Genomic DNA, 12,752 nt, shown 5'->3' with positions numbered 1-12,752 from the left:
GTTTGAGGTTTCTACGCGAGGGCCGATGCCAGCAACCTGGCGGTCTCGGCCACCAGCGGGGAGTCGGCGGGGGCGTCCTCCTCGGCCCGGGTCGTCAGGACGGCCATCACGATGGGTACGCCGTCGGGCGGCCAGGTGACGCCGACGTCGTTGCTGCCGCCGTATCTCCCCCCACCGGTCTTGTCGGCGAGGATCCAGTCCGCGGGGAGTCCCTTGCGGAACTCCTCACCGCTGGTGGTATTGGCGAGCAGCCAGCCGGTGAGGCGGCTTCGGTCGCGGCGGGCGAGTGCGTCGCCGAGGATGAGGTTCTCGTAGGTCCGGCCGATGGCACGCGGGGTGGTGGTGTCGGTCGGGCGCCAGGGTTCGGCGGAGTTGAGTTCGGGTTCCCAGCGGTCCAGCCGGGTCTGGCCGTCCCCGATGGAGCGGCAGAATCGGGTGATGGCGGTCGGGCCGCCCAGCTCGCGGAGCAGCAGGTTCCCCGCGGTGTTGTCGCTGTGGCGGATGGCCGCGTCACACAGCTGTGCGACCGTCATTCCGCGCGCGAGGTTCCCGGACTTCTCCGTGACCGGCGAGTAGCCCGACAGCCGGACGTCGTCCTCGGTGTACCGGATCCGACGGCCCAGGAACTCTCCGTCGCGGTCGAGATCACGCAGCACGCCCGCTGCGGCGATCGTCTTGAACAGTGAGGCCATGGGGAAGCGTTCGTCCGCACGGTAGGCCACCGTCCGGCCGGTGCGTGTGTTGCGCGCGAACACTCCCAGGCGGGTGGCACGCTGCCGTTCGAGCGCCCTCAGCCGTGCGGTGACGTTCTCGCCGCGGGCGGCGGCGTGGGCGGTGCCGCCCGAGGACAGCGTGGCGGCGAGTACCGCGCCGGTGCCGATGGCGAGCGCCGTACGACGGGACGGGGATGATCCGGTGGTGGGCAAAGGCTTCCCTTCCGAGGGGCGAGCAGGTGCGGTGCCTCTCCGGCCGGCGAGGGGCGGGCGGGCCGGCGGGCGGCCCGTGGCATCGGACGAGTCGGACGAGTCAAACCCGCGGTTCCGCGCCATGTCGAATACGCTCTCGGCATCGCTCCGATACGGAAGCCATATCACCGCATGCCAGGGGGCAGAGTGCTGACGGAACGGCATCTGGAAATCTTCATAGCGCTGGCGGAGGAGGAACACTTCGGGACCGCCGCCCAACGCGTGGGCATCACCCAGCCACCCCTCTCGCAGGGTCTGCGCAGGCTGGAAACGCTGCTCGGGGTGCGCCTGTTCGAGCGCGAGCGGGGGGTGTCCCTCACAGAGGAGGGGGAGTTGCTGCTGCCCCACGCACGCCGGGCGCTCGCCGCGATCACCGAGCTCCGGGAGTCCGGTGCCCGTGAACAAGCCGACGGGCGCAGACTCAGGATCGGGCTGACACCCGAGGTACCCGCGTGGCTGGCCGCCGACGTGGCGGCCGCGCCGGTCCGGGCGGGAGCACCGGTCCGGGCGGGAGCACCGGTCCGGATCGGCGTGGCGATGGCACCGACCACAACGCTGCTCTCCGACATCGCGGCCGGGCGCCTCGACCTCGCGGTCGTCCGGCATCCGGCCGTGCTGCACGGCCTGGCCGCGGGTCAGGTGGTACGTCTGCCGACCTGGACCCTCACCCCGGCGGACTACGCGGAAGACACTCTCGCGGCGGTGCTCCGGGAACTCCCCGTCGCGGTGCGCGCCCGTGGCGAGGCGCCCGCGGCCCACGACCTCTTCGTCGACACGCTGGCGAGCCGCGGGCGGCGTGTGAAGACGGTCGTGGTCTCCGACGAGCGGGCCGGACTCGCTCTCGTGGCGGCGGGCCAGGCCGTACTGGTGACGGCGGACGACAGCCTGGCCGCCACCGGCGTCGTGCGGAGGGAGACGACGGACCCGCCGCTCCCCCTGCGGCTGCGCGTGGCATGGGACCCTCGGCGCCGGGGTTCCGCGGACTGTGCGGAGACGGCCCGGCTGCTGGCGGACACCCTTTCCGGCGGCCCGGCGGTGGCCGGATGAGGGGAACACCGCGCGGAAGCCGTGTGGAACACAGGATCCGCAAGATGTTCGACGACGCGGGGGTGCGCGGCTGGCTGCACGTGGCGGAACTGCGTCACCCTTCGAGTCACGTCGCCGTCGACTCCGAAGAGCCCGTACCCATGGGCTCCGTCTACAAGCTGCCCCTGATGGTCGCCTTCTGGCGGCTGGTGGAGACCGGTGCGATCGACCCTGCCGCGCAGATGACCCTGCACCCTGCGGACCGGGTCGCCGGTCCCACGGGAATCTCCGTCCTGAGTGATCCCGTCACCCTGTCCCTGCGCGACATGGTCGTGCTCATGATGAGCATCTCGGACAACACGGCGGCCCACGCGGTACTGCGCGCGGTCGGTCCCGGGGTGGTCGACGAGATGTGCGCCGGCCTCGGCATGCCCGACACACACATCCACGGCGGGGTGGTCAGCACGTTCGCCCGGCTGGTCGCGGAGACCGGCAGCGAATCCCTGAGCGCCGCGATGGCACGGATCTCGGACAACGACGACATCGCCCCCTCGGGGGTCTACGACCCGGTCACGCAGGCGTCCACCACGCCCGAGGACATGGCACGGCTCCTCCGGGCGATCTGGACCGACCGGGCAGCCTCCGGGGAACACTGCTCCGTGATGCGCGAGATCATGAGCAGACAGCCGTGGACCCACCGGCTCGCGTCCGGATTCCCCTACGACGATGTCGCCGTGTACGGCAAGACCGGCACGTTCGGCGCGATGCGGCACGAGGCCGGGGTGGTCGAGTTCCCCGACGGCAGCGCGTACACCGCCGTGGTCTTCACCCAGGCCGCCCGCGCCGACGCCAGGCTGCCGCGCGCCGACGCGGTCATCGGCGAGGTGGCTCGTGAGGCCGTCGAGGAACTGCACGGAAATCAGGGCGTCCGAGAAGACCCGCACGACACGGGGGCCTGAGGCGGACGGCGTTCGGGGCCGCCGGCGGCACGGGTCTCAGGGGCGCCGGACGGTGTCACTCCGCTGCCCCGCCGGTCATCCGGATGCCTACGCCGGAAGGTGCGAGGACCGCCCCGGTGCAGCGCGTCACGGCCCACGCGCAGGACGCGTCCTTACGTTTCCGCCATGAAACTCAAACACTCGCGCACCCGGAACGGCAGACAGGGACGGAAACGGCTGGGCCGGTGGGCCGGGGGCGGGCTCGGTGTCCTCGCCGTGGTGGCCGCCGGGCTGGGGATGCCCGGTCAGACGGCCGCGGCGCAGCCCGTGGGTGTGCCGCTGGTGGACGAGACGTTCACCGGGGCCACCGCGATGGCGGGCTTCGAGGCGTTCGGGCCAGCCTGTCTGACCGGGGCTCCGCAGGCCCCCGCCCCCGGCCCCGGCACCCACCCGCTCACCGGCTGCCCCGCCGGCGCTGTCGGCCCGGTACCACCGGACAACGCCGCGCCCAACGGCTACCTGCGGCTGACCGACGCCGCCAACGACCAGTCCTCGGCCGTCCTCTACAACCACGCACTCCCGGCGAACCAGGGCCTGGTCACGACTTTCGACCAGTGGCAGTACGGAGGGACGACCAACCCTCCGGCCGACGGCATCTCGTTCTTCCTCATCGACGGCGCCGCCTCGCTCACCGCGCCCGGCGCATTCGGCGGCAGCCTCGGCTACGCACAGAAACTTCCCGACGACGACCCGGACGCCACGTTCCTGCCGGGTGTGAACAGCGGCTACCTGGGAGTCGGGCTGGACGTGCTCGGCAACTACTTCGGCGACTGGGAGCACCGCGGCAACGGGTGCGCCACCCGCTCACCGGCCGGTACGGGCTTCCGCGTTCCGGCACCGGGCGCGAACATGGTGACGTTGCGCGGGCCGGGCGACGGCACCGAGGGCTACTGCTTCCTCGACGCGACCACGAGCAACTTCTCGACCACCGGGCCGTGGCCCTCCACGCTCCCGGGACAGCTGCACGGGCCGACCACTTCGGTGCCGCCGGGCTCCACACCGCAGGAGGCCGAGGCACTGCTGGAGCCGTCGCGCCGCACAGTGACCGTCGAGATCTCCCCGGCACCCGACCCGGTGGTCACGGTCTCGGTCGACTTCCACGACGGCAACGGTACCCAGGAAGTGCTGTCGACCCCCGCGCCCCAGCCCGTTCCCGCGACCTACAAGTTCGGCTTCGCCGCGTCGACCGGACTGTTCACCGATGTCCACCTCATCCGGAACCTCACCGTCCACCCGGCGGCCGAACTGCCCCAGCTCAATCTGGTCAAGCAGATCCCCCAGGACCCGCCGCTGCCGGCCCCGGTGACCCCGGGCACACAGGTTCCCTACGAGTACGTGGTGACCAACAGCGGCAACGTCCCGCTGACGGACGTCGCCGTGACCGACGACAAGGTCACCGGCATCACGTGCCCGAAGACCACGCTCGCGGTCGGCGAGACGATGACCTGCACCGGCACCTACACCGTCACCGCCGCGGACGGTACGGCCGGTTCGGTCACCAACACCGCCACCGCCCACGGTGATTCCGGCGGAACCCCGGTCGAGTCGCCGCCCGACGACGTGACGGTCCCGGTCCAGGCGGGGCCGGGCCTCCGGCTGGAGAAGACCGCCGACGACACCCGGGTGTACGAGGCCGGCGACGAAGTCACATACACCTACACCGTCACCAACACCGGCAACACGGCGCTGGCCGATGTCGGGGTCACCGACGATCTCGTCGCGGACGTGGTCTGCGAGGCCACGACACTGGCCCCGGGTGCCACCACCACGTGCACCGGTACCTATACGGTCACCCGGGCCGATGCCGTGCGTGGGACGGTCACCAACCTCGCGGTGGCCACGGCCGAGGACGGTGCCGTCCGGTCGAACAACGACCAGGTCCGCATCGAAGTCCGGAAGAAGCCGTGCCACGACGCGTACGGCACACACTGCGAACCGGCGCCGTGCCACGACACGTACGGCACACATTGCGCGCAGAAGCCGAAGCCATGCCGGGGCGAAAAGCCCTGCTACTCGAAGTAGTACGAACAAGCCCGACGGACTCAGGGGTACCGGCCACATGGTGGCAGGTACCCCTGAGTCCTTCTCTTTCGGCCAATCGCGGTGCCGGGGGCCCGCGCCGCGGACCATAGAGGCCGACCGGGACCCGCCAGGACCTTCTGGTTGCAGCAGCGCATCCGCCGGGGGGCTCCTCCGGATACGGAGCCGGGTGCTTCGCCCCAGAGAATGCGGCGGAGCACGGCTCCACACAGGGCGCCGTGTTGTTCCACGGACACGTGAATCATGAACTCGGCTTTTCGGTCAACTCGTTGGGACGCTGAAGCCTGAGGTCGGAAGGCGCGGGCGTCTCACGCCCGTTCACAGCGAAGGGCCGTACCACCGGTCCGGAATGCCGGGTCGTGATCCAGCGGCCATGTGCCGGAGCGAATTCTCGGGCACCGGCCCACACGCCGGCCCACACGCTCTCCGGCCTTTCACGCCATCGCGGACAGGTAAGCGGCGCAGCATCCCGAAGGCTCCTACACCGTTCCGGACCGCGGCCGGATTTCGCCGTGCGGCCGGCAATTCCGGACCTCGCGATGCCCTTGTGGCACCCGGCAGCCGCTGGCTAGGCTCCGGCTCGTTTCAATTCCTTTTCATTTTCAGCAAGTTGTAACTGATTGGTGAAGGGATTCCTTCATCGTCACGGCGGAGAGGGGGAGATGAATGGCAACGACGCCGGCCCCCAGGGCGAGCGACGGCCCGGCCGTTCCGACCGCGGCCGATCCCCTCGCCTCGCCCCGTGATGTACGCCTGTTCTGGTGGGCGAGCACCTCGGACGCTCTCGGGACCCAGACCTCGGGCATCGTGCTCCCGCTGCTGCTGCTCACGCTGGGGTACTCCCCTGCCGCGGTCGGTCTGATCGCGGGTGCGTCCGCGGCCTTCGGGCTGTTACTGGGACCGCTGGCGGCGGTCCCCGCCGACCGGGGCGCCCGAAAGACGGTGATGCTCTGGTCCGCGGGTCTGGCCGCCCTGGCCATGGCGACCGTCTCCGTCATGGTGACCATGGGCCGGCCGCCCCTGGTCCTGCTGCTGTGCGCCGTGCTGGTGGAACGTCTCTGCACCGCCGCCTACGACGCCGCGGCCCGGGGGACGGTCGCCATGATCTGCCCGCCGGAGGGCTACCCCCGCCTCGTGGCCCGGCTGGAGGTGGGGGACAACGTCGCCCTGGTCCTGGGCCCCCTGCTCGGGGGCGCCCTCTACCAGTTGGGCCGCGCCTGGCCCTTCGTCGTCGATGCCCTGTCCTACGCGGTGACCGCCGTGTGCGTGGGGTTCATGCGTGCGGACCTGCGTGCGGCGGGCAACGGCACCGCCCCCGCGACCGCTCCCACGGACCGGCCCTCGGACGGGGAGCGCGGCACGGCCCGTACGGGCCCCTCCCGCGAGGGCCCGGACCGTCGCGAGCGCCGGCTTCGCCGCGAGGCCCTGCTCACCGAAGCGGGCGCCGGCCTGCGTCTGGTGGGTACCACTCCGCTGCTGCGCCTGGTCACGCTGTGGACCGCGGTCGTGAACGGGGCGCTGTCCGCCCTCTACTTCGGGGTGCTGTTCTCCCTGGAGCGCGACGGCCACAGCGGATCCGCGACCGGGCTGGTCCTGGCCGTGTCCGGGGCGGCCGGAATCGCGGGGGCACTCGCGGCTCCCGCCCTGACGGTCCGGCTCGGTGCCGCGCGCACGTTCCTCACGGTGACCTGGCTGCTCGTGCCGCTCGCCGCGGGCCTGGCCGCGGCCCGTTCGCCGTGGGCCTTCGCCGTACTGTTCGGCGGGGTCTGCCTGATCCTGCCCTGCGCCACCGTCGTGCTCCAGTCCAGGACCATCGCGACCACTCCCCCGCACCTCCAGGCCCGGGCCGGGGCAGTCCTGGCCGCCGCTGCGGGCGGCGCCGCGGCGGTGGGGCCCGCCGCGGCCGGGCTGCTCGCGGCACGGGCGGGACCGGCCGGACCCGCCCTCGGCTGCACGGCGGCCCTCATCGCTCTCGCCGCGTACACCGGCCTGGCCCATCCCCGTACGCTCAAGGACACCGGGAGCACCTCGTGACGCGCCCTTCCGCCGCCGGTTCCGGGAACGCCCGCGCGGTGGGCGAAGCGCCCCCCGCCTATCTGGTCTCCCGCGACGCGCTGCCCGAGGTGTGCGCGACGGATCCTCACCGGATGGTCTTCACCGCCGACGCGGGGGGCCGTTGCGAGGTCTTCACCTGGGACGCCACGACCGCCTCCGCCAGACAGGTGACCGACCACCCGCTGGGCACCTTCCACGGTTCCATCGACGCCCGGGCCCATGTGTGGTGGTTCGAGGAGGACGCCCACGGCGTGGGCCTCTGGAAGTTCCGGCCCTTCGACGGCGGACCGGTCCGCGACGGTCTCCACGGCGTGCCTGCGGGTCTGGCACGCGGACTCGGCGTGAGCCGCGACGGCACCGTCGCGGTCGCCCTGGGCGACCCGGAAGGCACCACCGTGTACAGCGGCCCGCGCGGTGGCGGTGCCCACGTGGTGGCCCGTCTCCCCCATCACGCGAATCTGACCGGGATCACCGCCGCCGGTGACCTGCTGGCCGTCGGCGCGCAGGCCCGTTCCGCGAGCGCGGTCACCGTGTTCGGCACCGACGGCACCCGGCACGCCGTGCTGGACGAACCCGAAGGAGCCCTGTGGTCCCTCGGGTTCGGGCCCCTCCCCGCTCGGCGTGACCTGCTGCTCGTACGGGAGTGGCAGGGCAGCTACCTCCTTGCCACCTGGTCCCCGGGGCAGCCGCTCATCACCCACCGGTGGTGCGCGTTCGACACGGAGATCACCGGCCGCTGGTGTCCCGACGGCCGTGCCGTACTGATCCGCCAGGACCGGCACGGCCGCAGCGTCCTGCACCGGGCCGACCTCGACGCCCGCCGGCTGACCGCAGTGCCCACGGCCCCGGGCACCCTGCTGGACGCCTCCGAGCAGGTGAACGGCGACATACACACGCTCTGGACCAGTACCGCCACCCCGCCGCGCGCCCTCTCCACCGCCGGTACCGCACTGCCCTCCCCTCCGCACCTCCCCCCACGTGTACCCGGCGTACCGCGCGATCTGTGGACACCGGGCCCCGACGGGCCGGTGCACACCCTCGTCACCCTGCCCGAGGGGGTGTCCACGCCGGCGCCCACGGTGTTCCTCGTCCACGGCGGTCCCGCCGACCACGACCGCGACGCCTACGACGGTGCCCTGCACTCCCTGGTGGCTTCCGGCTTCGCCGTCGCCCGGGTCAACTACCGCGGCTCCACCGGGTACGGGCCGGCCTGGCGGAGCGCGATGACGGAGGGAGTCGGGCTCACCCAGGTCGCCGACCTCGCGTCGGTCCGAGCGGACCTGGTCGCGCGCGGCTGGGCGGACCCGCGGGCACTCGCGCTCTGGGGCACCTCCTGGGGCGCCTACCTCACCCTGCTGGCGCTGGGGGCCCGCCCCGGCCTGTGGCAGGCGGGCGTCGCCGTGAAACCGGTCGCCCATCTCGCCCACGCGCACGCGACCACCACACCCGCCCTGCGCGCCCTGGACGAGCGGCTCTTCGGGGGGACTCCGCGGGAGTTCCCCGAGCGCTACGCGCGCAGCTCACCGCACACCTATGTCCCGGGCCTCGACGCGCCGTTGCTGGTCGTCGCGGCGACGCACGACGCGAAGTGTCCACCCGGTCAGATCCGGGACTACCTGGACGAGCTGGTCACCCACCGCAAGCGCCACGAGGCGCTGTGGCTGGACACCGGCCACGACGGATACGACGGCCGGGACCACCTGAGTGTCCTGCGCGGCGCCCTCGTCTTCCTCGACCGCGAACTCCGCGGCCGTCCACGCGCCACCCCCGAAGCGCCCCCCTCCACCAGGCGGGGGGAGTCCGTCCGGCCGGCGGGCGATCCCGAACCGGCCGCGAACGGAACGGCTCAACGCCTCACGGAAAGGTAGACACATCATGCAGAAGGACATCATCAACAACGACCCGCTCGCGGGCGACGAGGAGAACCGCAAGCCGGGCATCAGCATCACCATCACGGTGCCCATCCGCAACGCCGAGGAAGCGGACGTCGAGAACTAGTCCCACCCGGGGCCGGTCCCGTGCCCGCGCACCGGGCCGGCCCTTCTCCTTCTCCCGGACCTCCCCATTCCTCCGGTGCCTTGTGCGCCCCTGCCCGCCGCACCACTGCCAAGGAGCCCCCGTGCGTGTTCTGCTGGTCAATATGCCCTGGTCACCCATCGACCTTCCGTCACTCGCCCTGGGAATCCTCAAGCGCGGCGTGGACGAGCGCGTTCCCGGTGCCACGGCGACGGTGCTCCACGCCAACCTGGAGTTCACCGACTGGGTCACGGCACGCACCGAGTTCGCGCCGACCGACTACGAGTACTACTCCCTGTCCTCGTACTTCATGGGGTGCGGCGACTGGGTCTTCTCCTCGGCCCTCTACGACGATCCGTCATGGCGCGAGGCGGAGTTCACCGAGGCGATGCGCACCAAGCTGAGCAAGTCCCGGATGAGGATGTCCCACGAACTGCACCGGATGGCACCCGACTTCGTCGCGGAGATCGCTCGGCGGATCGTCGACGAGGCACCCGACGTCGTCGGTTTCACGTCCACCTTCCAGCAGAACACCGCCGCACTGGCCGCGGCCAGGCAGGTGAAGCGGCTCGCTCCGCACATCAGGACGGTCATCGGCGGCGCCAACTGCGACGCCGAACAGGGCGCGGCGCTGCACCGCAACTTCCCCTTCCTCGACTACGTCGTACGGGGCGAGGGAGAGGCCGCCTTCCCTCAGCTGCTCAGCGCGCTCGCCGCCGAGGAGAGCCTTTCCGGGGTTCCCGGGCTCTGCCACCGGGGCGAGGACGGATCCAGCACCGCGAATCCCATGGCATCGAGTCCGCTGCCGCCCGCGACGATCCTGGCGCCCGACTACAGCGGGTACTTCGAGCGCCTGGCCGCTTCCGTCGCCCGCAACTGGGTCGAGCCCAAACTCGTCGTCGAGGGAGCGCGCGGGTGCTGGTGGGGCGAGAAGCACCACTGCACCTTCTGCGGACTCAACGGCTCCTTCATGCAGTTCCGCAGCAAGAGCCCCGATGTCTTCTACGAGGAGATCATGGACCTGGCGCGCAAGCACCGGGTGCTCGACATGTACGTCGTCGACAACATCCTCGACATGGGCTATCTCTCCACCGTGCTGCCCCGCATCATCGACAGCGGGTACGACCTGCGGCTGCACATCGAGATCAAGGCCAATATGCGGCGCAACCAGCTGCGTACCCTGGCCGACGCCGGTCTCATCTATGTGCAGCCGGGCATCGAGAGCCTCAACAAACGGGTCCTGGACCTGATGGACAAGGGCGTCAGCGGCTGCCAGAACGTGCGGATGCTCCGGGACGGGGCGGAGACGGGACTGTCCGTCTCGTGGAACTACCTCCACGGTTTTCCCGGCGAGAGCGCGAAGGACTACGAAGGGGTCATCGGCCAGATCCCGGCGCTGGAACATCTCGACCCACCGGTCGATCTCTCCGCCCGGATCGCCATCGAACGTTTCAGCCCGTACTTCAACCAGCCGTCGCTGGGGTTCGACGGGCTGCGGCCGGAGGCGCACTACCGCTTCACCTACGACCTGCCGGAGGAGGAGCTGTACGACCTCGCCTACGTCTTCGAGGCCCCCGAGCGGGGCATCGGGGAGGTCACCGTATCGGCTCTCAACGATGCCCTGGCGCTCTGGAAGGAGCACCACACCGACGCCCGTCTCACACACACCGACCTCGGTGACCGGATCGTCCTCGTCAGTGTCCGGCGCTCCTTCGACTGGCGGGTGATGGAGCTCACCGACCCCTTCGAGACCGCGGTCTTCCGTCTCCTGGACCAGCCGCACGCACCGGCCTCGATCCTCCGCAAGGCGACGGTGCGGATACCCGGCCACGGCCGTACCGAGGCGGACGTCGACGCGTTGCTGTCCCACTGGCTGGAACTCGGGCTCCTCTTCACCGACGGCGGCCAGTACGTGCATCTCGCGCCGTCCGCCGTGAACGAGAACCTGCTGCGTCTGGACTTCATGCGTCATGCGCACGCGGCACCCGGGCCCGCGTCCCCGAACCCGCCCGCGCCCGGAGCGGACACCGGCGCTCAGCCGGACCGTGACGCCGTACTCGCCTGAGGTCCCGCCCGGCGGCGCATCCCTCCAGTCCAGCCCAGCCCAGCCCGATGCCAGCGAACCCCACGAGCCGGAGACTCCCTGCCATGGAATCAGCCCTCGACACCACCGCGGACATCCTGCGCGTCACGGCCTGGCGCGACTACGACGAAGCCGCCTGCGCCCTGACCGGGATGTCTCTGGGCAGTCTCGATCTGACCGGCCCCGAGGCGTCCGAGAGCGACCGGCTCTGGGAACTCGGCGCCCGCCGGGTGGCCCTGCCGGCCGTCGTGGACCTCGCCGCGGCGGGGGACCTCGCCGGAGCGCGCCGCACCGCGCGGGCGCTCAGCCTGGTCCGCGACCTCACCGCCCGCGCCGTACTGGTCGAATGGGACCTCCGGCTGGACCCGGCGCGTCCGGATGACTGGCAGGCCCTCAGCCATCTCCAGCCGCCCCGGACCCTGCGCGGAGCCTCCGAGCCCGACTCCGCGCTCTCCACCTGGCGCAACGGCCACTACCTGGGCAAGTGCCTGTGGCGCAACGGCCCCGGCTTCCTCCAGATCCGCGACCGCCGCTGGGGCAACCTCCAGCGCTTCACGGCGGACGAACCGCACTACCGTCACGCTGTCGGGGAGCTCTCCTACGGGGCCCCGCAGGACACCGTGGCCAGGGACGCCCTGGACGACTTCACCGAGGAGAGGCTCGTCCTCCATCTCGGCCCCCTGGCCTGGTGGGTCCCCTACCGTGTGAGCCGGTGGACCCAGGAAGCGATGGCGGTCTGAGCCCCGCGGTCCGCGTCCGCCCCACGCCTCGGGGACCGCGTCAGCGGGAGGGCCCGATGCCCCAGGCGACGGCCCGGGCGGCGGCTGCCGAGCGGTTGGGGAGGTCGAGCTTGGCGAGGATGTGCTCGATGTGGGTCCCCACGGTGCGCGGCGTGATGTAGAGCCGCTCGGCGATCTCCCGGTTGGTACGGCCGGCCGTCAGTTCGGCCAGCACCTGGAGCTCCCGGGGCGAGAGCCCGCCGAACCGCCGCGCTTCCGGGGGCCGCGTACGCGGTGCGGGCTCGGCTGCCGCGGTCTCCCCGGGCGATGGGCCCACGCCGGTGGCGACGGCGGCGGCGAGGGCCTCGGTGAGCAGTGTGACCACGGCGCGCGCCGGATCCGGCGCGCGCCGTGGTCTGCGGGTGCTGACGTTCAGCATGCCGACGTACCGGCCGTCGGCGGCGAAGAGGCACTGGGCCACGCCGTCCTCGATGCCGAGGGGGGACAGCACGTCCTGGAAGCCCGGCGATGCCGCCAGCAGCTGCCGGGGGACGTCCCCGAGCCAGAGCCCGCCCCGGTCCGGGCTGCGCAGCACCGGGAACACCGGGTCCCGGTGGAGACGGGTCTCGATGTAGGACGTGGCGTCCTGCGGGTAGCTCCCGGCCAGCGTGGTGTGGCGTCGGCGCAGTGGATCCCACCGGGCCAGGGAGGCATGGTCGTACTCCACCACGTCCGACAGCGCCGCCAGGACCGTGTCGACGCCCGCCGCGCCGGCCGTGGCGCTCCTGGCGGCCTCACGTACGTGGACGGCCGCGTCCAGGATGTCGCCACTGCTCCGCTCCGCTGCCAT

10 protein-coding genes are annotated in these 12,752 nt (G+C 71.8%); 8 read left to right on the top strand and 2 right to left on the bottom strand.

The window, feature by feature from the left end; all coding sequences use genetic code 11:
- Positions 1 to 11: 11 nt before the first annotated feature.
- Positions 12 to 926 (bottom strand): class A beta-lactamase, encoded by a 915-nt coding sequence (gene bla, locus ABT170_RS20670; RefSeq protein WP_329941577.1) that lies wholly within the window; start codon positions 924 to 926, stop codon positions 12 to 14.
- 171 nt (positions 927 to 1,097) lie between these two features.
- On the opposite strand from bla, the gene ABT170_RS20665 reads away from it, so the two are divergent.
- The 8 genes from ABT170_RS20665 to ABT170_RS20630 all read left to right on the top strand — a co-directional run bounded on the left by ABT170_RS20665 (position 1,098) and on the right by ABT170_RS20630 (position 11,923).
- Entirely contained in the window at positions 1,098 to 2,012 is a 915-nt protein-coding gene (locus ABT170_RS20665; protein WP_351869285.1) for a LysR family transcriptional regulator, read from the top strand.
- A 23-nt stretch (positions 2,013 to 2,035) separates the two neighbouring features.
- Positions 2,036 to 2,950, top strand: coding sequence for a serine hydrolase (locus tag ABT170_RS20660; RefSeq protein ID WP_351869282.1), 915 nt, complete (start codon positions 2,036 to 2,038; stop codon positions 2,948 to 2,950).
- 165 nt (positions 2,951 to 3,115) lie between these two features.
- Positions 3,116 to 5,011 carry a CLIPPER-2 domain-containing protein gene (locus tag ABT170_RS20655; RefSeq protein ID WP_329941574.1) on the top strand — a complete coding sequence of 632 codons (1,896 nt, stop codon included), beginning with the start codon at positions 3,116 to 3,118 and terminating at the stop codon, positions 5,009 to 5,011.
- Between the two features lie 684 nt (positions 5,012 to 5,695).
- A complete protein-coding gene (locus ABT170_RS20650) occupies positions 5,696 to 7,063 on the top strand; it encodes an MFS transporter (RefSeq protein WP_351869279.1) in 1,368 nt (455 codons plus the stop codon).
- Complete coding sequence (locus ABT170_RS20645; protein ID WP_329941572.1) at positions 7,060 to 8,952, top strand: prolyl oligopeptidase family serine peptidase; 1,893 nt, start codon at positions 7,060 to 7,062, stop codon at positions 8,950 to 8,952. Before ABT170_RS20650 ends, ABT170_RS20645 begins: the two co-directional genes overlap by 4 nt.
- 7 nt (positions 8,953 to 8,959) lie before the next feature.
- Entirely contained in the window at positions 8,960 to 9,082 is a 123-nt protein-coding gene (locus ABT170_RS20640) for a hypothetical protein (protein ID WP_329941571.1), read from the top strand.
- A gap of 121 nt (positions 9,083 to 9,203) precedes the next feature.
- Positions 9,204 to 11,165, top strand: a complete 1,962-nt coding sequence (locus tag ABT170_RS20635; RefSeq protein ID WP_351869276.1) for a RiPP maturation radical SAM C-methyltransferase — start codon at positions 9,204 to 9,206, stop codon at positions 11,163 to 11,165.
- Between the two features lie 83 nt (positions 11,166 to 11,248).
- Positions 11,249 to 11,923, top strand: a complete 675-nt coding sequence (locus ABT170_RS20630) for a DUF5825 family protein (protein ID WP_329941569.1) — start codon at positions 11,249 to 11,251, stop codon at positions 11,921 to 11,923.
- 40 nt (positions 11,924 to 11,963) lie between these two features.
- Here the strand turns inward: ABT170_RS20630 and ABT170_RS20625 are convergent, their stop codons facing one another.
- Positions 11,964 to 12,752, bottom strand: coding sequence for a helix-turn-helix transcriptional regulator (locus ABT170_RS20625; protein WP_351869274.1), 789 nt, complete (start codon positions 12,750 to 12,752; stop codon positions 11,964 to 11,966).

The organism is Streptomyces sp. NPDC001787 (genome assembly GCF_040297465.1).
Classification (GTDB): Bacteria; Actinomycetota; Actinomycetes; order Streptomycetales; family Streptomycetaceae; genus Streptomyces.
This window is presented reverse-complemented; position numbering and strand designations above follow the sequence as displayed.

Excerpts from the sequence above, each read along its gene's own strand:
- ABT170_RS20640 (WP_329941571.1), top strand. The coding sequence starts at position 8,960 with ATGCAGAAGGACATCATCAACAACGACCCGCTCGCGGGCGACGAGGAG.
- ABT170_RS20655 (WP_329941574.1), top strand. The coding sequence starts at position 3,116 with ATGAAACTCAAACACTCGCGCACCCGGAACGGCAGACAGGGACGGAAA.
- ABT170_RS20665 (WP_351869285.1), top strand. The coding sequence starts at position 1,098 with ATGCCAGGGGGCAGAGTGCTGACGGAACGGCATCTGGAAATCTTCATA.
- ABT170_RS20625 (WP_351869274.1), bottom strand. The coding sequence starts at position 12,752 with ATGGCAGCGGAGCGGAGCAGTGGCGACATCCTGGACGCGGCCGTCCAC.
- ABT170_RS20650 (WP_351869279.1), top strand. The coding sequence starts at position 5,696 with ATGGCAACGACGCCGGCCCCCAGGGCGAGCGACGGCCCGGCCGTTCCG.
- ABT170_RS20630 (WP_329941569.1), top strand. The coding sequence starts at position 11,249 with ATGGAATCAGCCCTCGACACCACCGCGGACATCCTGCGCGTCACGGCC.